At 47.4% G+C, this 25,444-nt stretch carries 19 protein-coding genes; 11 read left to right on the plus strand and 8 right to left on the minus strand.

The window, feature by feature from the left end; translation table 11 throughout:
* Positions 1-525 precede the first annotated feature (525 nt).
* The 3 genes from ltrA (NX722_RS08440) (at position 526) to ltrA (NX722_RS08450) (ending at position 4,165) form a co-directional block, all read left to right on the plus strand.
* Positions 526-1,788 (plus strand): group II intron reverse transcriptase/maturase, encoded by a 1,263-nt coding sequence (ltrA, locus tag NX722_RS08440; protein WP_262565434.1) that lies wholly within the window; start codon positions 526-528, stop codon positions 1,786-1,788.
* Between the two features lie 78 nt (positions 1,789-1,866).
* On the plus strand, positions 1,867-2,217 hold the full coding sequence (locus NX722_RS08445; RefSeq protein WP_262567608.1) for a hypothetical protein: 351 nt from the start codon (positions 1,867-1,869) through the stop codon (positions 2,215-2,217).
* A gap of 685 nt (positions 2,218-2,902) precedes the next feature.
* On the plus strand, positions 2,903-4,165 hold the full coding sequence (gene ltrA, locus NX722_RS08450; protein ID WP_262565434.1) for a group II intron reverse transcriptase/maturase: 1,263 nt from the start codon (positions 2,903-2,905) through the stop codon (positions 4,163-4,165).
* 77 nt (positions 4,166-4,242) lie between these two features.
* On the opposite strand, the gene NX722_RS08455 is transcribed toward ltrA (NX722_RS08450), so the two are convergent.
* Positions 4,243-4,794: a hypothetical protein gene (locus NX722_RS08455; protein ID WP_262567609.1), complete on the minus strand. Its 552-nt coding sequence runs from the start codon at positions 4,792-4,794 to the stop codon at positions 4,243-4,245.
* On the opposite strand from NX722_RS08455, the gene NX722_RS08460 reads away from it, so the two are divergent.
* The 3 genes from NX722_RS08460 to NX722_RS08470 all read left to right on the plus strand — a co-directional run bounded on the left by NX722_RS08460 (position 4,793) and on the right by NX722_RS08470 (position 7,573).
* A complete protein-coding gene (locus tag NX722_RS08460; RefSeq protein WP_262566130.1) occupies positions 4,793-5,035 on the plus strand; it encodes a hypothetical protein in 243 nt (80 codons plus the stop codon). The two genes, NX722_RS08455 and NX722_RS08460, sit on opposite strands and share 2 nt — an antisense overlap.
* 286 nt (positions 5,036-5,321) lie before the next feature.
* Positions 5,322-6,272 (plus strand): integron integrase, encoded by a 951-nt coding sequence (locus NX722_RS08465; protein WP_262567610.1) that lies wholly within the window; start codon positions 5,322-5,324, stop codon positions 6,270-6,272.
* A 905-nt stretch (positions 6,273-7,177) separates the two neighbouring features.
* Positions 7,178-7,573, plus strand: a complete 396-nt coding sequence (locus NX722_RS08470) for a cupin domain-containing protein (protein ID WP_262567611.1) — start codon at positions 7,178-7,180, stop codon at positions 7,571-7,573.
* A gap of 24 nt (positions 7,574-7,597) precedes the next feature.
* Here the strand turns inward: NX722_RS08470 and NX722_RS08475 are convergent, their stop codons facing one another.
* The 5 genes from NX722_RS08475 to NX722_RS08495 are packed head-to-tail and all read right to left on the minus strand — an operon-like array spanning position 7,598 to position 13,110.
* A complete protein-coding gene (locus NX722_RS08475) occupies positions 7,598-8,437 on the minus strand; it encodes a hypothetical protein (protein WP_262567612.1) in 840 nt (279 codons plus the stop codon).
* Positions 8,438-8,443: 6 nt separating this feature from the next.
* Positions 8,444-9,997, minus strand: coding sequence for an IS66 family transposase (gene tnpC / locus NX722_RS08480; RefSeq protein ID WP_262566696.1), 1,554 nt, complete (start codon positions 9,995-9,997; stop codon positions 8,444-8,446).
* 56 nt (positions 9,998-10,053) lie between these two features.
* Entirely contained in the window at positions 10,054-10,413 is a 360-nt protein-coding gene (tnpB, locus tag NX722_RS08485; RefSeq protein ID WP_262565324.1) for an IS66 family insertion sequence element accessory protein TnpB, read from the minus strand.
* Positions 10,410-10,757 carry an IS66 family insertion sequence element accessory protein TnpA gene (tnpA, locus tag NX722_RS08490; RefSeq protein WP_262566697.1) on the minus strand — a complete coding sequence of 116 codons (348 nt, stop codon included), beginning with the start codon at positions 10,755-10,757 and terminating at the stop codon, positions 10,410-10,412. The genes tnpB and tnpA overlap by 4 nt, the downstream gene beginning before the upstream one ends.
* 40 nt (positions 10,758-10,797) lie before the next feature.
* Positions 10,798-13,110: a hypothetical protein gene (locus NX722_RS08495; RefSeq protein ID WP_262567613.1), complete on the minus strand. Its 2,313-nt coding sequence runs from the start codon at positions 13,108-13,110 to the stop codon at positions 10,798-10,800.
* A gap of 150 nt (positions 13,111-13,260) precedes the next feature.
* Between NX722_RS08495 and NX722_RS08500 the strand changes: the two genes are divergently transcribed.
* The gene (locus tag NX722_RS08500) at positions 13,261-14,496 is read left to right on the plus strand and encodes an ISL3 family transposase (protein ID WP_262563604.1); all 1,236 of its coding nucleotides are present in this window, start codon (positions 13,261-13,263) and stop codon (positions 14,494-14,496) included.
* Positions 14,497-15,083: 587 nt separating this feature from the next.
* Here NX722_RS08500 and NX722_RS08505 read toward each other — a convergent pair.
* Together NX722_RS08505 and NX722_RS08510 are read right to left on the minus strand one after the other, a co-directional pair.
* Positions 15,084-15,446, minus strand: a complete 363-nt coding sequence (locus NX722_RS08505; protein WP_262567614.1) for an SET domain-containing protein-lysine N-methyltransferase — start codon at positions 15,444-15,446, stop codon at positions 15,084-15,086.
* Positions 15,447-15,464: 18 nt separating this feature from the next.
* The gene (locus tag NX722_RS08510; RefSeq protein ID WP_262567615.1) at positions 15,465-16,175 is read right to left on the minus strand and encodes a helix-turn-helix transcriptional regulator; all 711 of its coding nucleotides are present in this window, start codon (positions 16,173-16,175) and stop codon (positions 15,465-15,467) included.
* 862 nt (positions 16,176-17,037) lie between these two features.
* Here NX722_RS08510 and NX722_RS08515 point away from each other — a divergent pair.
* The 4 genes from NX722_RS08515 (at position 17,038) to traC (ending at position 25,104) form a co-directional block, all read left to right on the plus strand.
* Complete coding sequence (locus tag NX722_RS08515; RefSeq protein WP_262567616.1) at positions 17,038-17,610, plus strand: hypothetical protein; 573 nt, start codon at positions 17,038-17,040, stop codon at positions 17,608-17,610.
* Positions 17,576-19,012 (plus strand): conjugal transfer protein TraH, encoded by a 1,437-nt coding sequence (locus tag NX722_RS08520; RefSeq protein ID WP_262567617.1) that lies wholly within the window; start codon positions 17,576-17,578, stop codon positions 19,010-19,012. Before NX722_RS08515 ends, NX722_RS08520 begins: the two co-directional genes overlap by 35 nt.
* A 1-nt stretch (position 19,013) precedes the next feature.
* Positions 19,014-22,301 (plus strand): conjugal transfer protein TraG N-terminal domain-containing protein, encoded by a 3,288-nt coding sequence (locus NX722_RS08525; RefSeq protein WP_262567618.1) that lies wholly within the window; start codon positions 19,014-19,016, stop codon positions 22,299-22,301.
* Between the two features lie 385 nt (positions 22,302-22,686).
* Entirely contained in the window at positions 22,687-25,104 is a 2,418-nt protein-coding gene (gene traC / locus NX722_RS08530) for a type IV secretion system protein TraC (RefSeq protein WP_262567619.1), read from the plus strand.
* The last annotated feature ends 340 nt before the right edge of the window (positions 25,105-25,444 follow it).

The following is a 25,444-nucleotide window of genomic DNA, read 5'->3' on the forward strand; positions in this document are numbered from 1 at the left end:
AAGCCCACCGATGATAACCACTAGCTTAAGGCAAGTGCAATCTCACGAGGGGTTGTGCGGAGGCAGTCTGACTGCAAAAGTGCGAGCCGACGGACAGAAATCGTATACAAGGCCGAGGCTCGTGGGCGAGTGAGCCAAGGATCACAAAGCCCTCTGGTTTGAGAGATACGGTAAATGCGGCGGTTGTGTACTGAAAGTTCATGCTCTTATCCGGGGAGGTCTGTTCAACATGCGATTGGTCAATCCCAGTTCTCAGCCACTGGTTACAACAGGCTCGGCGGACAGGGTTCATCACCCTGTTCGAGCAAACCCGATGACCACCAATAGCGCCTGCAGAAGTAATTCTGTGTGGTGATTGAACAGAAGTCAGCAGACGTCATAGTAGTTGTTCGACAGAAGTCGTTAATCCGATTGGAAGTCGTCAACGAAGGACTGAACACCGACGAAAAGAGGAGACTGATTCCCTCAACACAGTGCAGCCGTCCGGCGACTCACTGGAGTTGGCGAAAGAATCTTTAACCAGCTTTGAACCACGATCTACTGAGTTGCGCACTGGAACCTGCCAATTTGCTGAAAGCATGGAAACAAGTCAGAAGTAACAAAGGGGCTCCCGGAATAGATGGGATCACCATTAAAGCCTATCCTGACTTTGCCCGTCAGCACTGGCCTTCAGCGCGCCAAGCCTTACTCAATGGGACTTACAGACCATCTCCCGTCCTTCGGGCTGTTATAGAAAAGCCCGATGGTGGAGAACGGTTGCTGGGCATCCCGACAGTCATGGATCGAGTGATACAACAGGCCATTGTGCAGGTATTATCACCCATCTTTGATCCTGACTTCTCTCCCAGCAGCTTCGGTTACAGACCGGGAAGGTCTGCACAAGACGCTGTACAACAGGTTAATCGATACATTAAGCAGGGGCTGCATCAGGCGGTTGATGTTGATCTGAGTAAATTCTTTGATACGGTCAGCCATGATGTTCTTATGTCGAGAGTCTCTCGAAAGATTCACGACAAGCGTCTGTTGAAGCTGATTGGCCGCTACCTTCGTGCTGGCGTCATGGTTGATGGGCAATGCTACCCAACCCGGGTAGGTATGCCACAAGGCGGTCCACTTTCACCGCTGCTGTCGAATGTCCTTCTCGATGACCTGGACAAGGAACTGGAGTACCGGGGGCATTGCTTCGCACGCTACTGCGATGACTTTGTGATCCTCGTTGGCAGCCAGCGAGCCGGGGAGCGAGTGATGGAAAGCATCACACGTTACCTTGAGCGCAAGCTGAAACTGAGGATAAACCCGACAAAGAGCAAGGTGGTGAAAGCTACCGAAGCTGAGTTCCTGAGTTTTACCTTCACAGGGAAGCGAATCCGCTGGTCGGAGAAGAGTCTGAACCGCTTCAGGCGAAAAATCCTGAAACTCACCAGCCGAAGCTGGGGAGTATCGATGGAATATCGCTTGAAGAAGCTGGCCGAATATATCCGGGGCTGGATGGGTTATTTCAGGATAACCGAATATTACAGTCCTATACCGCGACTGGATCAATGGATACGTCGGCGGATTCGCTGTTGTTTTATCAAACAATGGCGAAAGCCGAAAACCCGTTACAGAAATTTGATCAGGTTAGGTGTTGATCACATCAAGGCCGCCTCGATTGCAGCCAGTAGCAAAGGGTATTACCGGCTAAGCAAAACCTATGCGGCACAGTTAGCATTAAACGACAGTTTTCTCAGTAAACTCGGGCTTGTTTCCCTGAAAGACTTGTGGATCAGGTTTCACCACCCTCGGTGAATCGCCCGGTGCGGACCCGCACGCCGGTGTGATGTGGGGGCTGGAGGTTAGAGACCTCCGGCTACCCGATTTAGGTGCATGGCACAGACTGAAAAGGAAACAAAAATGTTTATTTATGAACTAGACCCTATTGATTATTTTTCAGGTTCTATTCCACTGGAAGATTACTTGAAATCAATTAAAGAAATGGATGATACGTTTGGCGAATATGAATTTACCCAGAGACAGATAGGCCGACTAACTTCAAAGATGAAAACCATTAGCTCTTGGGAAGGTGACATAATAGATGGCGTTTATGTGTTTGCTATGCCTGGTAGTAACATGGACACAAATCTCGCTCTTGGGATCGTATGGAAGCAAAGGAGTAATGGGACAACTTTTGTGGTATCAGAGCTGGAACTACCTTGGCTTGAAGAATGCTTAGTATGAGTAGCACCTAACGCCTGGTTCAGCCGCGTGCCGAAGGCACGTCGGGTGGAGGGGCGAAGCCCCGGAACGAACTGGAAGTTTTTGGTACGCCCGGCATGGGCATGAACTTATGGGGTGAAAGTCCCCTGTGGGTAAACCAGCATCGGATCTGGAGCCGAATAAGCCCACCGATGATAACCACTAGCTTAAGGCAAGTGCAATCTCACGAGGGGTTGTGCGGAGGCAGTCTGACTGCAAAAGTGCGAGCCGACGGACAGAAATCGTATACAAGGCCGAGTCTCGTGGGCGAGTGAGCCAAGGATCACAAAGCCCTCTGGTTTGAGAGATACGGTAAATGCGGCGGTTGTGTACTGAAAGTTCATGCTCTTATCCGGGGAGGTCTGTTCAACATGCGATTGGTCAATCCCAGTTCTCAGCCACTGGTTACAACAGGCTCGGCGGACAGGGTTCATCACCCTGTTCGAGCAAACCCGATGACCACCAATAGCGCCTGCAGAAGTAATTCTGTGTGGTGATTGAACAGAAGTCAGCAGACGTCATAGTAGTTGTTCGACAGAAGTCGTTAATCCGATTGGAAGTCGTCAACGAAGGACTGAACACCGACGAAAAGAGGAGACTGATTCCCTCAACACAGTGCAGCCGTCCGGCGACTCACTGGAGTTGGCGAAAGAATCTTTAACCAGCTTTGAACCACGATCTACTGAGTTGCGCACTGGAACCTGCCAATTTGCTGAAAGCATGGAAACAAGTCAGAAGTAACAAAGGGGCTCCCGGAATAGATGGGATCACCATTAAAGCCTATCCTGACTTTGCCCGTCAGCACTGGCCTTCAGCGCGCCAAGCCTTACTCAATGGGACTTACAGACCATCTCCCGTCCTTCGGGCTGTTATAGAAAAGCCCGATGGTGGAGAACGGTTGCTGGGCATCCCGACAGTCATGGATCGAGTGATACAACAGGCCATTGTGCAGGTATTATCACCCATCTTTGATCCTGACTTCTCTCCCAGCAGCTTCGGTTACAGACCGGGAAGGTCTGCACAAGACGCTGTACAACAGGTTAATCGATACATTAAGCAGGGGCTGCATCAGGCGGTTGATGTTGATCTGAGTAAATTCTTTGATACGGTCAGCCATGATGTTCTTATGTCGAGAGTCTCTCGAAAGATTCACGACAAGCGTCTGTTGAAGCTGATTGGCCGCTACCTTCGTGCTGGCGTCATGGTTGATGGGCAATGCTACCCAACCCGGGTAGGTATGCCACAAGGCGGTCCACTTTCACCGCTGCTGTCGAATGTCCTTCTCGATGACCTGGACAAGGAACTGGAGTACCGGGGGCATTGCTTCGCACGCTACTGCGATGACTTTGTGATCCTCGTTGGCAGCCAGCGAGCCGGGGAGCGAGTGATGGAAAGCATCACACGTTACCTTGAGCGCAAGCTGAAACTGAGGATAAACCCGACAAAGAGCAAGGTGGTGAAAGCTACCGAAGCTGAGTTCCTGAGTTTTACCTTCACAGGGAAGCGAATCCGCTGGTCGGAGAAGAGTCTGAACCGCTTCAGGCGAAAAATCCTGAAACTCACCAGCCGAAGCTGGGGAGTATCGATGGAATATCGCTTGAAGAAGCTGGCCGAATATATCCGGGGCTGGATGGGTTATTTCAGGATAACCGAATATTACAGTCCTATACCGCGACTGGATCAATGGATACGTCGGCGGATTCGCTGTTGTTTTATCAAACAATGGCGAAAGCCGAAAACCCGTTACAGAAATTTGATCAGGTTAGGTGTTGATCACATCAAGGCCGCCTCGATTGCAGCCAGTAGCAAAGGGTATTACCGGCTAAGCAAAACCTATGCGGCACAGTTAGCATTAAACGACAGTTTTCTCAGTAAACTCGGGCTTGTTTCCCTGAAAGACTTGTGGATCAGGTTTCACCACCCTCGGTGAATCGCCCGGTGCGGACCCGCACGCCGGTGTGATGTGGGGGCTGGAGGTTAGAGACCTCCGGCTACCCGATTTATGCGTCATTTGCGATACCATACTCGTTCAGGCTTCATGCTTAATTGCCACTTAATATAGTCTTCTGGTGGCCTATCAATATCAATGACATGCTCGGTTGAAAAAGGAATTTCAGCTCCAAATTGGAGGTAAACATCATCATCTTCTTTATCGATACACAATGGTTGAAAGTCAAGTATACCGATATATTTATCTTCGATTACTTCGGAAACAATCAAGTAACCTCTTTCGCCTTCAATAATAATTTCACCATCTTCGGTTTCGCATTCAATTTCAAAAATTACCTTAGCGGCATCACCAACTTTTAGATTTTGTCTTTCTTCTAGAGATGGTATCCAAAAAGTTTCAGGATGCTCTTTATGGCATTCTTCACCATTGCGAAGCTGCCAATAATCTTCTTTGAACTTGGCTAATTGCATGATTACTCCTTGATGACGCATAACGCCTGGTTCAGTGGCAGCCGTAGGCTGTCCATTGGAAGCATTTGTTATGTGGCTGGTTCCAACTTGGAACATACCACGAACAATTTCTATTTTGGAAAGAGTTGGATTAAGCATGAAAAAATATATGTTTGAGGTCTGGCTAACAATAGGTCTATTCGGTGTCGCTATCACTGATTATGACGATCCAGACGGTGCGCTCGAAGGGAACCTGAACGCCATTGGTATAGAGAACTGGATAGAGAACTGGATAAAACCTCAAACTGAAAACGGATTAGAGGTTGGTAACTGGCATTTGAAAGGCACGATTGATGCCACAGACTTCAGTTATACCATTGATTACGCTATGCCTGATTAAGCCACATAACAGTCGCTTACACGAAACCATTTCGCATAACATACTGTAGATTTTTTATCTGTACCAGCAGAAGCCCAAGTCTACCAAGGGGTACAGCATTTTTTTGATCTTTCGTGGTTTATCTGCCAGTTCGTGTTTTGTGATTTGTATATTTTTCGGTTAAGTCATTTTCCCGGTTAAGACTCCTTTTTATATCTTTGATAACAATGGGTTAGTGACACCTTGTATATTTTGCTTATGCGAACTACTTTATCTGTATAAAAATACAGTAAAAGGGCTAATTTACATGCGACTTCAACAAAGGTTTCAGATTGCCATTCGTTCTGCCAATTATTCCCTCGCCACCGAACGTGCCTATTGGGATTGGGTCAAGAGGTTTATCAAATTTCATAAAATGCGCCATCCCGATTCCTTAACAGGAGAAAATATTCGTGATTTCCTCACTCATTTAGTGATGAAAAAACAGGTCGCAGTCAGTACCCAGCAGCAAGCCTTGAGCGCTCTTGTCTTTTTGTATAAGCAAGTACTGGGACGCGATAATATAACAATCACTGACTGGCTCAATGCAAAACGTCCTAAGAAACTCCCTGTTGTGCTATCCACGACTGAAGCAAGCTCTGTACTCTCTTGTCTCAAAGGGACTCCGCTGTTAATTGCTCAATTGATGTACGGGGCTGGCCTCCGGCTCAAAGAGGCTGTACGACTGAGGGTTCAGGATGTTGATTTTGGACGTATGGAAATTACTGTACGCCATGGTAAGGGCGGTAAAGACAGAATGACTTTGTTACCTAAAGTGACCGTTGAATCGTTGCAACAACAAATCGAGATATCCCGACAGCTTCACTGTAAAGCACTGGATGAAGGGGTGTGCTTTGTCCATCTTCCCAATGCGCTTGCAAGAAAATACCCCAATGCCGCAAAAGAGCTGGCATGGCAATATATTTTTTCCAGTACACAGCTGAGTAAAGACCCAAGAACTGGCAACATGGAGCGTCATCACATTAACGAAAGAGGGGTTCAGTCGGCTGTTAAAAATGCTGTCAGGCAAGCCGGAGTCAACAAAAATGCCAGCTGCCATACATTCCGGCATAGCTTCGCAACGCATTTATTAGAAAGCGGTTACGATATCAGAACCGTGCAAGAGCTGCTTGGTCATGCCAATGTTAATACAACGATGATATATACTCATGTGCTTAACCGGGGTGGTAAAGCGGTCTTAAGCCCTGTTGACCGCTAACTTTTTGTTCGTCCACACTACCGCCTAAGACAGAAATAATGGTCGGATATTATTCAGACATCGGTCTCACAGTGGCAGTTAAATTTTAAAACCTGACTATCCTATCATATTTTGTTTACAGTAAGCTGAGCTTTACCAAAACAAGTTCACTATACTTGCCACACTTCAGTGTTTTGTCGGGAAGAAACCAGCGAAATGGGTGCGCTGCATACGTGGCTCGACAAAACCCACCCATGATATTGCCGTGAGGCAACTGGGACTCCCTGCGAGCGACTCATTTGATACCCTGTTACCGATTGACAGGGCAAACCGTCACCGAAAGCGATCTGCTTTTGGTATTTCAACACCTGGCACTGTTCAGACATTCTTTCATTGACTGCTTTTGGCAGGTTTCCCTGATCATTTGATTTTCATTGCTCAGTGTACCGAGCCGGATGATCTGACTACTGTTGTCGGAAGCAGGCTTTTTATCCAAATGACAGAAACCGGACTCACTGTTCAATTCTGCCGTAGGCGCATTCAAACGCCTTGAGAAGCCTACGAGCTGATGAAGCGGATGGTTTGAATTCTGGAGTAGCCTGTAGTGACCGTTGGGTACTGTTTGATAAGTACTTTTTCTGCCGAGCAAGAAGCTGGTATCGAAAGTTCTTCAAAGTGCCTTTAACTCATTAATAGTACTCATCTTTTGACTCCCACTCGGGTTTGAGTAATGGTGCTTGCACAAGTGGTTCACGCACGTACTCAAGGGTCTTAATGAGCCCCGTATTCATGATTATTTTCATCCTGTAATAATGAACGATAGAACCAAAATCATGAGGCTCATTCATATTGGAGAAGACTAAATCTTGCGAATGTTCAATTTATCACCAATCCTATATCGCAGATAAAAAATTGAGCAGTCTCTCATGCGAAGCATTATCAATATCAAAGATGCCCTGCATCAGGCCAAGCCGGATGATCATGTAGGCATTGCCATAGCCCCGCTATCAACCGGCAATGATTTTTGCCTGTTCAGTGCTGAAATCAAGAGCAGTCATAAAGTTGGGTGCCACTATCATGCTGAGGGTGAAGAGATATACTCCATCCTGTCCGGCAAAGGCATCATTTACACGGCCAATGTTGAAGATGACGGTTATGTGGGAGAAACCAAAGCACATACAGTATCTAGCGGAGATAGCTTTACTATCGAACCAGGTACCGCCCATCAGTTGCAGGCAACTTCAGATTTAGTACTGATGTTTGTATGCCCGCCATCACACATAGACTCAGATCGGATTATACTTCCGTCACTGATTTCGTAATCATCAGAACGTAGTCTGAGCTGTCTAAGGGCTCTCCTGAATTTCTGGAGGGCTGTTCTGCAAGGGGGATATTGTTAATTCTGGAGCCTGTGCTGATTGAACCCTATTGACCTTGTTCACAGTGGAAAGGCAATTGATATAATGATTATGAGCTGTCACACCTTGGCTTGTTTTTATACTATCCCCTATCATGTGTGACAGACCAATTTGCTTATGAGCTGCCCGGGAGCTGGCATATCTCCGCATTAACATCAACGATTCCTGATTGATGCTGTAACGCCTGACCCTTATTTCTTTGCCTGTATCAGGGTTAAACTCTCCGGTGCGTATCTGCTGTTTATCAATAATCAGCCCCGCCATTCTCAGCAACTGGTTAACAAAATTACAGGCCGATTTGGGTCGCTGAAACTCTGCGCCTTTCACTGTATTTTTTATCACGCTGTCCGGGATCAGTTTCAGCTGGTTCAGCATAAAAGGTGCTTTCTGATGGTACGCTTCTACCCTGTCCACCATCTGCTTTGCTTCATTTTCTCCCCAGGAATTCTGATAGTCCCCGTTGGGGAATAGAGGTTGTAGCAGCTCTTGGTAAACCTCCACTGCAACAGATTCAAACCGCCTGTGGCATATCGGTGTATTTTCATTGTCTGGTTGAGGCTGGTAATGACTGCCATCGGGTAATGGAAGCTGCATAAACCGCCGCAGTCGTATGAGCCCTACCCGCTTCCAGAACTCAATGTCTTCATCCTTTAATTCACGAGCATGGATGCCCAGCTCTTCACAAATGCGGTATCGCTCACAGCTCAGTATTTCCTGCATTCTTGGTTCTACTTTATGGCTGAGCTGTAAGCGGTTGGGGAACTCCATCTACCCCTATTTCCACCAATCCGCTATTTTTAAATCATCCTGTGTGAGCTTCATAGGCAACAGGTGTTCGACACTGCTGCCTTTGGATAGCTGAGGTAATTTAGACAGTACGTAGCGGAACCATGCATAAGGCTCCAGACCGTTGGCTTTGGCCGTTTCGATCAGGCTGTACAACACTGCGCTGGCTTTGGCTCCATCTACGCATTGGGCGAAGAGCCAGTTTTTGCGACCGATCACAAAGGGTTTTATCGCTCGCTCTGCGGCATTGTTGTCGATATCCAGTAGCCCGCTATCGAGGTAGCGCATCAGATAAGGCCACTGATTTTGCGCATAAGTAATGGCTTTGCCCAGCTTGTTTTTCGGGGCTATTTTCGGTTGCTGCCTGTCCAGCCATTTTTTCAGCTTATCCATAACCGGTCGGCTTTCCGATTGCCGGATCTGGAAGCGTTCTTCAACAGATTTGTCTTTGATCCTTCGCTCTATGGCGTAGAGCGTCTGGATCATGTTCAGCACCTGGGCCGGTTTGCTGATTTTAGTTTGCGGCCCACCCTTCTTTTTGGGGATGGCGTCCAGAGCTTCCTTGAATTTTCTGCGGGCGTGCGCCAGGCAGCCAACCAGTTTAATCTCCGGCTGCTTGCTGCTCAGGGTTTTATAGGCAGGTAAGCCGTCACACTGTAAATAGCCGCTAAAACCTGACAAAAACGCTTGTGGCCGTCCGTGATCCCGACCTGACTGGTAGTTGTACAACACAACGGGAGAGCCCAGCTGTCCTGTCGTACGATACAGCCACATGTAGGACTTGTTTTGCGGTGTACGATCAGGTTCGTTCAATACCTGTAGTGGTGTTTCATCCGCCTGGATGCATGGCTGCTTAACCAGCATCTTCTGTAAAGTGTCGTACAGTGGCTGAAGTAAAACCGACACCCTGATCATCCATTCAGCCATGGACGCACGACGGATTTCTACGCCCATGCGCTTGAGGATAAACTCCTGACGGTACAGTGGCAGGGCGTCACAGTATTTACTGGTGATAATCCAGGCCAGCAGGCCGGGGGTGGCAATACTCTTGGGGATAGGCAGTTTCGGCATCGGCGCGGTCTTGACGCCAGACTCGCACTCACAGCGATACTTTAACCGCTGAAATTCAATGACTTTAACCTGGGCCGGAACAATATCCAGCTTGCAGCTGCTTTCGTGACCAAACGCCTGAAGCTCTTTGCCACAGCAGTCGCATTGTTTTTCTTCTTCGGAGACATCCAGCGTTACAACATCACGGGGCAGGTCTTCAGATAATGTTTTTCTGACAGGCTTTTTCCGCTGGTGAGCCTCAATGGTTTGGGTTTCAGGCTCTTGCTCTTCTTCAGTGGCTTCTTCAGCCAGTTCTTCCGCTTCATTAAAGAGCAGTCCCTGATCTTCAAAACGTTCGCTGGAGGAACCAAATTTCTTATGCTGATATAACCGGAACTGTTCTTCATACCACGCCAGTTTCGTCTTCAGCTGGATAATTTCCAACTGAAGCGATTCAAAGGTCGGGCTGTCTGGCGTAGTGATCGTATTCATGTCGTTTATTATCCGACAGGCGCCCTGTAGTTTGCATTGAAGCAGGTCATGGAAATTCAGGCGGCAGGCTGGTAGTGCAGAGGTTGATGGGCTTTTTTCTGCTCTACCGGCAACCCGTCCAAGAGCCAGTTCAGTTCTCGGCGTGTTAATGCGATGGCCTGATCCGGAGCGTCCTGACGAGGCCAGTTAAAACAGCCCTTTTCCAGGCGGCGATAGTAGAGCCAGAAGCCGTTGGTTTGCCAGTGCAGAATCTTGAGCTTATTGCGCCCCCGGTTGCAGAAGACAAACAGGCTTTCGGAAAATGGATCCAGTTCCAGCACTTCACTGACGATGAGGGACAGGCCGTCAATGGACTTGCGCATATCCGTCACGCCGGGTACCAGGTAAACGCTGAGAGATGAGGATGCACCAATCATGCGACCTCCAGAAGGTTGAGAACCTGCTTTAAAGCACCCGGGTCAAACCCGGCGGCCAGCTCAACCCGGAAGCCCCCGGGGCTGATAAGGGAGATACCTGTTTCGGTTGTTTCTGCGGGTGTCTGTTTTTTGCTGACTGGTTCTTCTGCAATAGAAACAGGAATCAGGGGTTGTGAATCCTGAACTGGCTCAATGACAGCCTGGTTGAAGTGACGTCGCTTGTGATAGCCGAACGTTTTGACCGAAAGCTGATGCTTCCGGGCGTATTCCGTCTGGGACAGGCCGCTTTTATTCCAGGCGTGGATGTGGTTTTTCCAGAAATCGTTGGTGCGATAGGTTGTCATGACTGCTTCCTACAGTTTGGAAGCATTAGTGTTCAGGATTTTAAAGCAGTCTGGTAGATGGAGTTAGCCTGACGCTTACGCTGAGCTGATCATACTGCTCCGCTGAAATAACAGCTGACTGCCGAACAGCCGCCACCTCCTCCCTTTCTAACTCCGTTTCTGCCTCCTTCCAACGTGCCTCAAAACCTTCAGGCTGAACTTCTGACTGGTGATACTCCATAATAAATCCTCTTTCCTGCATCAGATAAAAAAGACCATTGCCGCCCAGTGCTTTAAGTCTCACCTGTCGGCTTCGTTCACCTTCACAAAATCCGTCGTATTCCCCAACAGAAACACCATCGGTATTACGGACATAACGTTCGGCATACTGAAGCGCCCGAAGTCTGGCCAACCAGTCCTCATTACCTTTTTTGGCGGGAATCATATCGGCGACAACGGTAAACTGCCGGGCTGACCGGAAGCGCCTGAGCATTTGCACAAATTCTGTTGGCAGGACGATGTTATGGGAGAAACCAAACACCTGATCGAAAGGTGCCTGAATAGAAACGCCTGACTGAATAGCGGGTGAGTAAATGATGACCTGATATCGCTGGGCTTCCTGATCACAGTTTTGCAGAAAGGCTTTCTGGTCAGGTTCGTTACGGTTTTGTCCGTCGAACCGCAGCAGTGAAATATCAGGAAACTGTTTGCGAATAATTTTTTCCAACTTGCCTGCATAGACCCGGTTGTCAGTGGCAATGGCGATTTTTCTGCCTTGGGCAATCGATGGTAAAACCTGCTGATTGATCACGGACTTTGCACCGTTTTTTCCAGTCGCGAACTCACACACAAAACCAGAGTTCTGGCTGAATGGCATCTCATAAAACTGGATGTCCTTTTCAGGAAACCATTCTTGCAGTAGTCGCACATGGTAAGACGACAAATCGGCATCACAGATAACGACTGTTGGCGTTTGCTCAATTAAATCCAGGTAACGGGAAAGCACGGACGGGTCTTTGATATGCGGACAGGTGCCCAGTACCGAGATGTGCTGCGAGAACTCATCCAGCAGCAATATATCTGGCTGGCCCGATTGCAAATAGCAGCTGACATTCGGCGCACACAAACTGTTGATACAGGTCACAAGCCGGTTAACCGCTGGCATAAAAGACTCAGGTATATTGAGATAGCTTTCCAGACAGAGTCGTTTAGAGAGTTCATGGGCAAGGGACACCAGATGAGTAACCGCCAGTACCCTGTCGCCTTTTTGTTCAGCAGCCATTGATAGTGCAGACATCAGCCTGGTTTTCCCTGCTGCATAAGGGGCTTTGATCAGCGTAATCCGGCCTTTTTCCAGAGGTACTGTTTTAGGGTTGATGGCCGAAACTTTATGGTAATGCTCTGCCAAAGATTGCTTTTTGCAGATACTCAAGCCGCATTCACTCTGAACCACCTGTTGTTGGCGAAAGCAGTAGCCTGCCAGCATTCTTTTCAATTGATTCAAAGTGTCAGGATGAAGCAGATAGGGATTAGCGGCCTGAATTGTCTGAATAAACTCATGCTCATCACACTGAGCCGGAACTTTATGATGAAACCGCTGGACAATGGCTTTTGCCAGAGTAGCGGCACAACGCTCATTGTCTGCCTTTGCCAGTAACTTCAGGCTGCTGTGATAATCTCCGCAACCATTCGCTATCGCCATTTCAACCGTTGGAATCGGGATGGATTTTAAATCGACAGCCTCTATCGGGCTGCGCACTTCCCGCAGTTGTTGCTTTATGCCCTGCAACTCTACATCGTCACGAACATCACTCCAGTCCTCGCCGTATCGCTGCGGAACCACCCAAAGACACCCGGTTCGATGGCAAGCCATAATCCCTGCCAGATCATGATCCAGGGCAACAATGATCTTCCCTTCCAGATGCGGCCATTCCTGTGTCAGCTGCGCAACGATGGACTTAGCGTTATTTTCTCCGACAATGCAGACCACAGGCTCTCCAGTGGCCTGATACACATTTACCGCATCAGCCATACCACCTACGACTCGCAAGTTACCCAGGTATCCGGGTAGTTCTGAAAGAGAGATTCCAACCAGCGAAAAACTTCTGGAAACTGTCGTACCTTTGGTAACTTTCTTATTATCTTTTGGTGCAAAACGATCCGGGCAACGCTTGTGCAGTAACCCTCTGGGATAAATTCGTTCGTGACCTGTTATCTGTCCTTTGACGTTTATCAGTGGGTATTCAAGGCAATCGCCATACCACCAGTCCGGTACAACTCTCAGCCCAACCAGCGAGCTCAATAGCACGAAGTCCAGCTTTTTTTCTTGCAGATAACCAGTCGGATCAACACCGTCTGCAGACAACCTGTTCATGAAAAGAATAAACCTTGCCAGACATGCCATTCTCAACTAAATAAAGGGAAGGCAATGTATGGCTCTCCCAAGACACAGCAAACATGGCTCTTCCTCAATTTGAGTGGGTGATTTATTATATTCTGAAGCACTCAATGCAAGGATGCACCGATGCGTGATAAGCAACTCTATTCTCAAATACTGGGTATTGAGTCTCCTTGGTTCGTTTCTGAAGTTGAATTGTCATTACAGGATCAACAGGTTCGGGTATTCATTGAACACAATGGTAAAAAGGCCTGCAAATGCAGTGTTTGCGATAAGCCCTGCTCTGGCTACGACCACATCACTCAGAAGTGGCGTCATCTGGATACCTGTCAGTTTCAGACTATTCTAGTTGCCAGGGTTCCACGGACCCAGTGCCCTGAGCATAAGGTGTTAGCCATCAATGTGCCCTGGGCTGAATCTGACTCTCGATATACAGCTCTGTTTGAAGCCCTTGTTATTGACTGGCTAAAGGAGGCAACTACGAAGGCAGTTGCACGACAAATGAAGCTTGGTTGGAATGCCATAGACGGTATTCAGCAGCGTGCAGTGAAGAGAGGACTGGCTCGTCGTGATGCTAAGCCACCAAAACGAATCGCTGTTGATGAAACCTCATTTCAAAAGCATCATGAATACGTCACAGTGGTCACTGACCACGACCAAGGCGTTGTTATTCACGTTTCTGATGACCGTAAAAGTGACAGTCTCAACGAGTACTTTGACACACTGCCCTATGACCATAAAGAGGGGATCGAATGCGTGACGATGGACATGTCCAAGGCTTACATCAAGTCAGTCAGTGAGAATGTTCCAGACGCAGATCAGAAGATTGCATTTGATAAGTTTCACGTTGCTCAGTCTCTGGGTAAAGCTGTCAACAAGGTTCGGATAGAAGAGAACAAAGCCCTTGTAAACCAAGGTGTAGAGCTGCTTAAGGGGACTCGCTACGACTGGCTGACTAACCCTGAAAACATGTCTGAAGAGCAGTGGGATAACTTCGAACCACTGAGAAACTCGACACTTAAAACAGCTCGCGCCTGGGCCATCCGGCAAATGGCAATGAGCTTATGGAATTACAAGTCCAGAGCTTGGGCAATCAAGGCCTGGAAGAGGTGGCTATGCTGGGCGCAGAGATGTCGGCTTGAGCCCATAAAAGAAGTTGCCAGAACGGTCAAAGAGCACTTGTGGGGTATCATCAACGCTATTGTCCTTGAGGCTAATAACGGTCGAGCAGAGGGAGTGAACAGCAAGATTCAGAGTTTGAAGAATCGGGCTTGTGGCTTTCGAAACCGTGAAAGATATAAGACAGCGATCTACTTTCATCTTGGAGGCTTGGACTTGTACCCCACTGGCGTACATCGTTGAAAACTACCCACTTAAAACAGGGAAGAACCGCAAACATTGCTACAGAAAGCTCGGTGCCAAAACCGGGCTTTTTTTATGGCGTGCAGAAAACGATGTAATCCGCTGTGTCAGAGTTGAAATATCTGCTGCTGATTGATTTTCAAATCAAATAATCAGCAACAGGGCGCACAGCGGCGGCTACATAAAATGCAGAACCGTTTTCTCAGGGTTGAAACAGGGAAAGTTTCCCGATCGGGCAGTCATTAAACGGGAGTAAGAAAAAATGCCCCTCATATCAACAAGGGGCTCACAAATATCCCGGGCATGCAATACCCGCAAGAGATACGAGAACATAAATACTCCCAAAAAGTATTTACGTCCAAGTCGCAGAACTGACTATACTAACCATCGGTTTCATAGTCAGCCTGTGACTTTGACATAGTGGCAGGGGCTGGTTGAGAAGCCGGTTCACCCCCTGTGGTGAGCGCTGACAGAGTGTTCTTTAGGCAGGGCACTCTGTCTCTTACTGCTTTCAGATACTGCTCTTAGATAAAAGAATATCGAAGTAACAGACTGGCTTCACAATAAATTAAATATCATCACTTTGTTTAAACTTCCCTCAACTCTTCAATCTCCTCATAATTATGTAAAATTTCATCTCCAGAAGGAATATCACGTAAAGCCAACAAGTCTGTATTAACTAATGTTACGTTGGGTTTGTCTGAATGGTTGCAGAACTTAATATCACCAGCTTCTAACCGCCACTTTTTTAATTTTCTGTCAAAATAACCAAAATGTTGCATTGTCACCTGTTGCTCTTCAGTTAACTGATGAAACTCCGCCGTAGAGAGAATAAGATCATCTGACAATATACCTCGATGAACTATGTCATTCTTTTTTACGTTCTGGTTGGCAAAAATTCCAATTCCATTTATGCCACTTGGCTTCAAAAAGTACTTAATCATAAACATAACTTTTTACTCTGGTTTTTAATCAATAACTAACGATATATGACAGTCGCCCATTAATTTTTCAGGAAGAATTTTATGGAAATCTAACCATATGGCTTTTTCGATTAATTGTGGCGTCGTCTGACATCCCAGTTTTTTTCGCATTCGGTCAATGTGACAATTGACTGTACTTAAGCTCAGGTTCAAGTACCTGGCAATACGCTTGGGTTCTACCTGACCAAATAAGAAAAATAAGATCTCGGATTCACGCTGTGTTAAGTTGTTGGTAGTGGTTATTTGCATTGAAACCTGATTTTCTCCCGTATAATAGCGTTGCATGGCCAGTAAATAGCGCATCGATTCTTTCCAAAATTCTATGACAGACTTTCCATGATCAGTTAACCCAATGACTTGATTATTATTAATCAAAGGGGTCCGCTCAAAAATGTAACAAAACCACTCTCCATCATTGTCCACATGGACATCCAATACTTTAACTGGTACGCGGGTATTCATACACATGACATCCTGGCGATAGAATTCCAGAGCGCACTCTTCAAATGGTCGTGACGGGATTTCCGAATAGTGCTTACCCTCGAGCTGAAATGAATCTGACAGACAATTCAATCGTTTCAATGCTGCATTTGCAAAACAGTAATTTCCGTAACAATCGACTACTTCCCATGGTTCGCTAGCACGTTCCATGAAAAGTCTAAAAGCCTCACCAACATAAGCAAGTGTCTCTCTCATTTCAGTCACCCTGTGTTCACGAGCATAGTCACCAATAATATGTTTTTTTTCCGAGGCATGTTATCAAAAACCATAGCTTCATTCTTTGATCACCCTAGCACAGAATTATTTCACAGTTTTTTTTCTTTGCTGTCGTAAAATTTCCTACACACCTTATTCTAGGACATCAGCAAAAAAATCATGTCACATTGTCGCAAGGTCTCTATCGCTTATATTTGCCTGACCAGTTCATTGCCCTGTTTTAGAGCCTTTGTTCTGTCAGAAGATTAAAGCCAGTGCTATTCCAGAGCGTTAATAGATATAGTTGTCCAAGTTATACTCTCTGTCACCTTAAAGTAGGTTATAAGAAGCAATATTGTTTATTAAAAAATAATTTTCAATTTTGCCTCGGCAAATTATTTGGGTCTTCTATAATCTTCTACTGATCAGGTACTTAGCCTAAGAAATATCTGATTTTAAACGACAAGAATTTCTTCAACTTAGTTTTATTTCTTGTTACTGCAACTATGTCAAAGCCACTCGGCTGTTGTTCTTACAGTCAGTTTGTGACTTCGGCATGTACTTCTCTCTGGAGTTGTATCATGACGATCTTACCTTATTCAAAAACCTCTTCTTTGCACTCTGTCTATTTATCAAAACTGTCATCAAAATATACGACATTCGTTTTATTACGATCAGATTAGGACTTAACTCAATTTAAGAACTTTTCTCTGGACTATTCATCTCAATTAATTCCTGTGTTCTGTTTTTCTTTACAAAAAACAGGATATTTCTTGGTCTGCAAAAAATACTTGCCAAATGCCCCTACGGTTGAGGATCGGCGGTAGCGTGTGTGCGAGTTCAGGTTTATCCGAGGTTTGATATGAAAAAACGAGAAAAACGCTCCCAGCCTGCCCTGCTGACGCACTTTAATTTAAAGACGCATCAGGGGCAGAGAATGTGTCTGTGGATGGATTATCGTTTGAAAAACCTGCTGTTTATGCTGGAGGTGGTGTATTCGGAGAATCACGATCTGCAAGACTTGTCGATGAAAGCTATCGAGCAGATCACTACAGAGCTGGAGGAACTGGATCGTTCCCTGCAAAATTTTGTGGACGAAGTGCCACTGCCTGCAAAAGCCGGAGTTTCCATCACCTACAACAAACCTAAAGATTTCACCGTGCAATGCACAACGCCCCAGGCTATCACCTACGTGAACATTCTGAAGAATTATGACCTGTTGATTCAGAAGTGCGACCTACTGTGGCTGACACGACAGTGGAGTCGCAAGGAGTCCAGAGAACCCATCCAGGAGTGGGCTAAAACCCTCTCTAAAGGCATTGATCTCTGCTCGGAACTGTTCTCCCCTCTGCGTCGCCAGTACATCCAATATCAGAAGCAGCATCATAGCGGTGATGAGAGTGAGCAAGCCAAGACTGATGTCAATCCGTCGTAAATGTCTTTTCCGCTGCCTGTTTTTATGTTTGCTAATTGCCAGCAGTATAACTCTGGTTCAGGCCAGTTCCCTGCAACAGGAACTGAATAAAATGCTCAACAGCCTGTCCACTCAGTCAGACCCTGCCGTCTACCAAACTCAACGACGCGGGGTTATTTCCGGTGGCGCATTCCATGCCCGAACCCGTATCAACGAAACCAACCTGACCGGCTTTGTGCCACCGGAGTTTTCTGCCGGTTGTGGCGGGATAGACCTTTATGGCGGGTCGTTCTCGTTTATCAACAGCGAGCAATTCAACAAGCTGATTCGGGATATTGCCGGTAATGCTTCCGGTTATCTGCTGGGGCTGGCTATCAGTGCCATGAACGAGAAAGCCTACCAGCATATCGAAGCCCTGCAGGAAAAGATTATGCACCTGAACAGCCTCTTCTCTAACTCCTGCCAGATGGGACAAGGACTGGTGAACAGTATGCCCATGCCTGCGGCCATGAAGAAATTCCAGACGGACGCTTCACTGAATATCAGTCGAGCCAATGTTGCAGATACGTTTCAGTCGTTTACCGGAACAGGTTTATCTGACCGTGACCCGGTCAAAGCCTGGCGACAATCCGCCAGCCCTCTGGATCAGGAAAAGCTACTGGGCAACCTTGTCTGGAATGCCCTGAAGAAATCCTCAGCTATTACCGGCAATGAATATCGGGAAGCGGTCATGAGCCTTACCGGAACCATTATTGTCTCCATGAATCCCGGTGATACTCAACCGAAGCTGTTCAGCTATATCGGCAACCAACTCAAGGTGGAAGACCTGATTTATGGCTCGGAACAAGTGAGCTTGTACCGTTGCCAAGACCATTCCGGCTGCCTGTCCATGAATCTTGTTGATAAACAAAAGCTATCGGGGTTGGCAGAGCATTTAACCCAACAACTCAATGCCCTTGCGGATCATTGGCATCAGAATGCCAGAAGCATTCTACAAACCGTCAACGGGGTATCAGCAACTGCCCTGCTGCACAATTTACCTGTGGGTACAGGTGCCATGATTCGCAATTTAACGGCAGCGGATGTGCAATTAGCAAAGCTGTTTATCAACCAGGCTTCACCTCATATTGCGTTTTATATGGTGCATCAGTTTATTGAGGATTTGCACCAGATCACCACATCGATCATCAATATGGAAGGTGATTACCACCCCTTTGCCCAGCAGCTGCAAGCAACCCTGAACTCGTCACGCACTCAGTTGCACCGTGAATTGCAAAGACTGGGAGAGCGTTACGGTCGTTTCGGTGAATTGATTCAGGATTATCGTCATATGCTGGCGGTGGCAGAGCAGAAACGCTATCAAAAACTGCCACCGGCAAAGGCTGAGCGATCCCCCTCCCGCGTAAATCCGGCCAATCCATAACATGGAAAGTATCTACTCCATCGGAGATGCCCATTTTCTCTATACCGTTCTGAACGGCCTGGTGTTGATGGTCAGCAACCCTGACTTTCTGTTGACCATTAAAATCGGGTTTATCATCGGTACCTTCTATCTGGCACTGCAGGGGTTAATGGCGGGTAAGTTTCCGGCGTTTCAACATTTACTGCTGAGTCTGCTGATCTATACGGCCCTGTTTGGTTTACCAACGGGAGGCAGTCGTTACAAAGGCATCGACGTGGATATATACGATGTGTACACCGACACCAACCGCAAAGTAGACAACGTACCCTTCGGCATTGCTCTCACCGCCAGCATGCTCTCGACTCTGACCTGGAAAATGACTGAAATCTTTGAACAGGCTTTTCATACGACCGATGCCGTGAAACTGACCAGAAATGGATACCTATCCAGCCTGACCCGGTTGATGGAAGCCCGCAGTAAGGCCATGAACCAGTTTCAAAATACACCTGCTCTGGCGCAGTCATGGCGCAATTACATCAAAGAATGCACGTTGATCGGTATCGACCTGAACTACAAAACCACCCATGAGGTGTTCAGTAATGCTGATGTGATGGCGGCACTGGAATTTCAGTCAGAAGTTTTCGGCACCCTGATTTACCGCAATGGACAACCAACGTCCGTTACCTGCAATGAAGCCTTCGCCTGGCTAAAGCCCCGGCTCACCGCATGGTTTGATCAACAGATTCAGCAAGACAATACGACTTCGGCAAGAAACCTGACACTGAGTTCAGCCCTGCAAGCGTTAAGCCAGGGTGCAGAATCCAGCCGTAACTTTATGATGGCCTCTGCCCTTCTGCCCATTTATCACGATGCCACCATTGAGAAGCTTCAGGATATGCAGCAGCCTCAGGCGGCTATTATGACGCAGCAAGCCATCCTTCAGCGCAATACCCAGTGGGCAGGTGAGCAACATCTGTTCCTGAGCAGTATGCGGGCGATGATGGCGTATATCGAAGGATTTGTGTTTGCGGTGACCCCATTGATGGGATTACTGGTCTGTGTCGGACTCTTTGGTGTACGACTGGCGTTTAAATATCTGATGCTGCTGTTATGGATTCAGCTTTGGATGCCGGTTCTGGCTATCAATAATCTCTACATCACACTGGTTTCACAGGGAGCGATGGCTGCACTGTCAGCCCCCATTACCAGCTTCACCGGTATTATTGAGTCGGGGCCAATTCTGGAGTATTGGTTAGGCGTCGGTGGACTAATGGCGGCTTCTACACCTGCATTGGTTCTGATGTTGCTCTATGGCAGTGCCATTACCGCTACTCATCTTGCAGGCAGGATGCAGAGTGGCGATTTCGTGAATGAAAAAATCAGTTCGCCGGATATTATGATGCCCGGGGCTGCGGTCAATCAGCAGGCGGGCTGGAATATTGGACCACAACAGGGAGCAACACGAGGGCAGATTGATCAGGTGGTTCCGGCTTTATCTGCCAGCAGTCATCTGTCCAGTCTCGTTCAATCAAAAGATGCCGCAAGAAAATCTTCCGGGATGGCTTTTAGTCAGGCAACCAGCCATGCAATTCAACAGCGTTATGGCGACTCCATTGATAGTCGTGAATTGCGGCAGTTCAGCAGTAGCTTGAGCACAGGGGAAAGTCAGGTTACTCAGATGCGGGATGATTTGGCGAGGGATTTACAGAAGCAGTTTGGGCTGAGCTCTCAATCCGCAAAAGATATGGCTACCACCAAGATACTTGAAGCAGGGGGAGGCATTCAGAAAAATGGTCTCTTAGGTAGCTTGTTTGGTGTTAATGGTGGATACCAAAAACAATGGTCAGGAGGAAGTCGCGCAATCAAGACAGAAGCGTTTCAGGATGCAATTTCATACTTAAACAAAGAAAGCTTTTCAAAAAACTGGAGTTCAAATCTGCAAAAAGCTCTATCAATGGATGCCAGTAGCAGCAACTCCCACAGCTGGGTAAAAGAGCTGGGCATGAGCGATAACCAGTCCTACCAAAAAATGGCTCAGGAAAGCCTCAGTACTGAAAAAAGCTATGAACAGGCCAGCCAGTTGCAACAACAACTGGGACAAGCTCTGAATACGGGACCCGCTGTCTGGGCAAATCGTTTATCCTTTTCAGAATCGGCCATGAACACATTGCAGTCCAAGCCCTTTGACCCGGACTTTCAGCAGCAGGTAAACCACAACATGCAAAGATTCAGTGGCCAGTTCGCTAGCTCATCAGAAACATTGGCCGCCGCTCTGGTATCAACCTATTTAGACAGTCCCGATGAGAAAGATTTGGGGCGATTGAGTGAAGCTCTGCAGCAGTCTGGCATAATCAGTGCTGAATCTTTAAAAAGCAGTCCGGAGTCTAATCAAACTCTGGCTTCGCAAAAAAGCAGTGATGGTAGTCTTGCAAAATCAGTAAATGAAGTACTGCATCAACCCGAAAGCATCGACAGCGGTCAGGTCAGACAACACATTTCAGAATCCAGCCAGCTACCGGAACAAAAGGCTTTACAAGACACAAACCTTCAATCATCTGCCATACAGCAACTTCCTGAAGCTCTGCAGCCCCTGGCCAGAACATACAGCCAGTCCAGCCAATCTATCAGTGGTCAGTTTCAGCATTCAGGTCAAAGCAAACCCTATATTACAAGCCTGCTAAAACACAGTGCCTACGGAACTGCCCCTTCCACATCAGGCCCGGGACTCAAGCTGACATATAACGAAGCCTTTGATAGAGCAGTATCCCATGGCCTGACAGACCATCAGGCCGCTGCTTTTGCCTCAATGGTCAAAGATCGTGACCCCAGTTATGAACGAAGTGCTGATCCGGAAGATCGTCGTCATCGTTTGGGGCAATCCATTGCTGAAATCAGCAGAGGCTGGGGTGATCATGGAGCTGTTTTAGGGCAGCATGCCTTCAATCATCTGACACATGCCGCTGACAATCCACAACATACCAATGCAGCACTTACTCTTATCGGAGAAATGAACCGGCTTTATCAGCCTGAACTGAGACAGTATGAGCAGTCAGTTGGAGAGTTGCTGAAGGGACAATCTCTGCTCCCGATGGAAGGCAACTATCTTGATACAACGATGCCTCCTGAACACATAGGCAGCAATGTACTGGATCAACTTAACCAGCGCCAGACGGATAATAACCAGAGAGTGTTTGGCAGGCAGGACAAGGGTCTGTTCCAGGAAGCATCAAGCCGTTTATCGAGAACTCAGCGGGATATGAGCCAGAAATTATCAGGTTTAATTAAACCTGATTCCGGGCATCCTCCGTAAGGTGTTCCACTCGCATCGATACCTCCTACCATTGGCAGTCCCGTTGTCGGGTTTATTCTTCTTTTTGGTCTCCATTGTTCATGGTCTTCTTGAACAGAGAAGTCTTCGGGGCAATTCCGGTTTAAACGCCATAGCAGCAAAAAGCACACAGCAGAGAACAGGCTCCAGAACACCGGAGATCCTATAAGCTTCCACCAGTAGCCTGGTAACAAAAGCAGATAGGCTAACTGCTCCATTAGCAGAGAACAAAAGATCAGGAATATAAGCCCTGCCATAAACCCTTTAATCTGTTTCATTAGATTCATCGTCTTCACCTCCCAGTAGCTCTCTACTGAGTATTTACTTCCGTCAATCAACATAGTTCAAATTAGCCGGAAAATGCCGAATGTTCGCCAATTCAAACACAACTGTGCCAATAGAACCTGAATTCACAGATGCGCTTCTTACGACCCGGGCTTATGACCCTGAAGACAAACTCTTTTTATGCGACGACAAACACCTGTTTTTCGGTTTTCTCTGTATGCCGCTCAGTGGACTGGATTCCGGACTTGATGACCGGCTCAACGGCTTATTGAATCAGGACTGGCCGGGGAACGCGTTGCTGCAATGTGGACTGATTTCCAGCCCTGACCTGATGCTGACCATTCAACAGTTGATGCTTTCCAGGGATCGTGCTGACCCACGCTTCAAAGCCATGCTGAAGCAGAATATTGAACAACTGCAATCCGGTATTCATCAGCCTGTTACCAATGAGCAGATGCTCAGGCATGGCATTTTATGGTTCACCATCAAAGTCCCCATCAATGAGCGTACGCCCGGCGATGATGAGGTGTTACAGATTAAACGCCTCAAATCGTCTTTTGAGGGCGGCATTGAAACCGCAGGATTACTATCTTCGCCCATGAACCAGCACGACTGGTTGCGTCTGAATATGATTCTGGTTAACCACCCGGAACAGGGGAGTTGGACTCTGGACGGAATCAAAGCAGATGCCGAAAAACCTTTGAATCAACAGGTTTTTGATCCGGACACTTCACTGTCCGTGTCCCCTATTCACCTGAGTCTTGGTTCTGGAGATAAGTCCCGAACTGTCAAAGTGCTCGTTGCTAAAAAACTCCCCGCTTATGCCCAGCTTGGACAAGCCTTTAACTATCTGGGTGACAGCCAGAATGGGCATAGAGGCATCAAGTGTTATGCCCAACTTCATGTGCTGCTTCACTTTCCGCCAATAAGACAGTTGCAGTCTTCACTCGCTAATCGACAGAGAATCGCTATTCAGCAATCGTCCAGCCCTATTACCCGCTTTGAACCCCGGTTGACGGAGCGCAAGAAAGATTTTGATGTGCTGTTTGAAGCCCTGAACAAAGGGGATGCACCGTTAATGCTGACGTTTGCCCTGGTTCTGTATTGTGATTCCGAGAAAGAAGCTAATCGACTGTCGTCCAATGCCAGCAGCTACTTCCGTGAACTGGGGTTTATGCTTTATGAAGACGTGTATTTCATGTTACCCATGTTTCTCAACACCCTCCCCGGCAACGCCCAAAAAAGTACACAAACCATTGCCATGCATGAGAAGACCCTGGCAACCCGTCACGCCGTTCCATTACTGCCCTTATTTGATGACTGGTCGGGCCATCGGGAAGCCCTGCTGAATCTTGTGTCCCGTCGTGGACAGTTAATGAATCTGTCGTTGTTTGAATCCAACAGTAATTACAACGCCATTATTGCCGCTACTTCGGGCGCAGGGAAAACCGTGCTGGTAAATGAGATTATCAGCAACATCTTGATTCGTGGCGGTCAATGCTGGGCGCTGGATATTGGCGAGGGTTACAAAAAGCTCTGCCATCATTTTGATGGTCTGTTTCTGGATTTTGATCAGGGCAGCAATATCGGCATGAACCCTTTCGCTCTGGTGCATGATTACGAAGAAGAAGGGGATATTCTGCTGGCACTAATCATTGCCATGGTATCGCCCAGAGAACCACTGACGCCTTATCAGGAAGCGGGACTGAGAGAACAGATTCGTGAGTTATGGGAGCATGAGGGTACGGGAAGCAGTATTGATCTATTGCAGGAGCGGTTAAAGCATCATACGGACGAGCGTATGACCGATCTGGCAGTGCAGCTCAGTGCCTTCACAACACAAGGTGAATACGGTCGCTTTTTCTGTGGTGACAATACGCTGGATATTAACCAGTCATTTACGGTTCTGGAACTGCGCCATCTGGACAACCGGAAACATCTGCAACGAGTGGTGATTCTGGAACTGATCTACCTGATCCAGCAAATCATGTATTTCGGTGATGTCAGCCGCCGTAAACTGGTGGTGATCGACGAAGCCTGGAACCTTATGCGGGACACTCAGGGAGCCGCCCTGTTTATTGAACACGGCTTCCGTCGCTTTCGCCGGTTTAACGGTGCCAACCTGATGGCTGCCCAGCGCATCGAGGACTTTTACGAAACCCCGGCTGGCCGTGCGGCATTAGACAACAGCGCCACCCAGTTTCTGTTGAAGCAGCAGTTGGCCACCATCAATGAGCTGGAAAAACAGCAGCGTTTACCTTTATCGCCTGAAGGCTACAAGCTTTTGAAAACCGTTCATACTGTGGAAGGTAAATACTCTGAAGCACTGGTACTCACAGAACAAGGATCAGGCATTGGCCGCCTGATCCTGAATCCATTTAAAAAACTGCTCTACTCCAGCCATCCGGAAGATGAAGGGGCAATCAGGGCTTACCGCTCTCAAGGCATCACATTGAGTGATGCCATTCTGCAGGTTTTGGAAGATAGAGGAATAAAATGACCGGGGGAAATTGGTTTTGGTTTCAAGTGCGGCTTCAGTCGCTACTTTTTATGGCAGCCCTGCTTAGCTCAATCGTCTACGCAGAACCGGGTGCACCACAGGTTCCAGAGCACAATCATTTTGTCATAGTTGCAAGGCCATTAACCATAGCTGAACGATTACAGATCATGGCTCAAATGCCTTTAATCCACTGCTGCGTTTTTGGAGCAACTTACTCCTTTATCGTTTTCTGGCCTTTCAATTGGCCCAATGGGCTTGAGCAAATCAAAAACTACTGGCTATCGATGTATCCGTCATTCAGCACTTAATCTGAGAATTTCCTAAAACCATCTAAAATGTA

This window comes from Endozoicomonas gorgoniicola (genome assembly GCF_025562715.2).
GTDB lineage: Bacteria > Pseudomonadota > Gammaproteobacteria > Pseudomonadales > Endozoicomonadaceae > Endozoicomonas_A > Endozoicomonas_A gorgoniicola.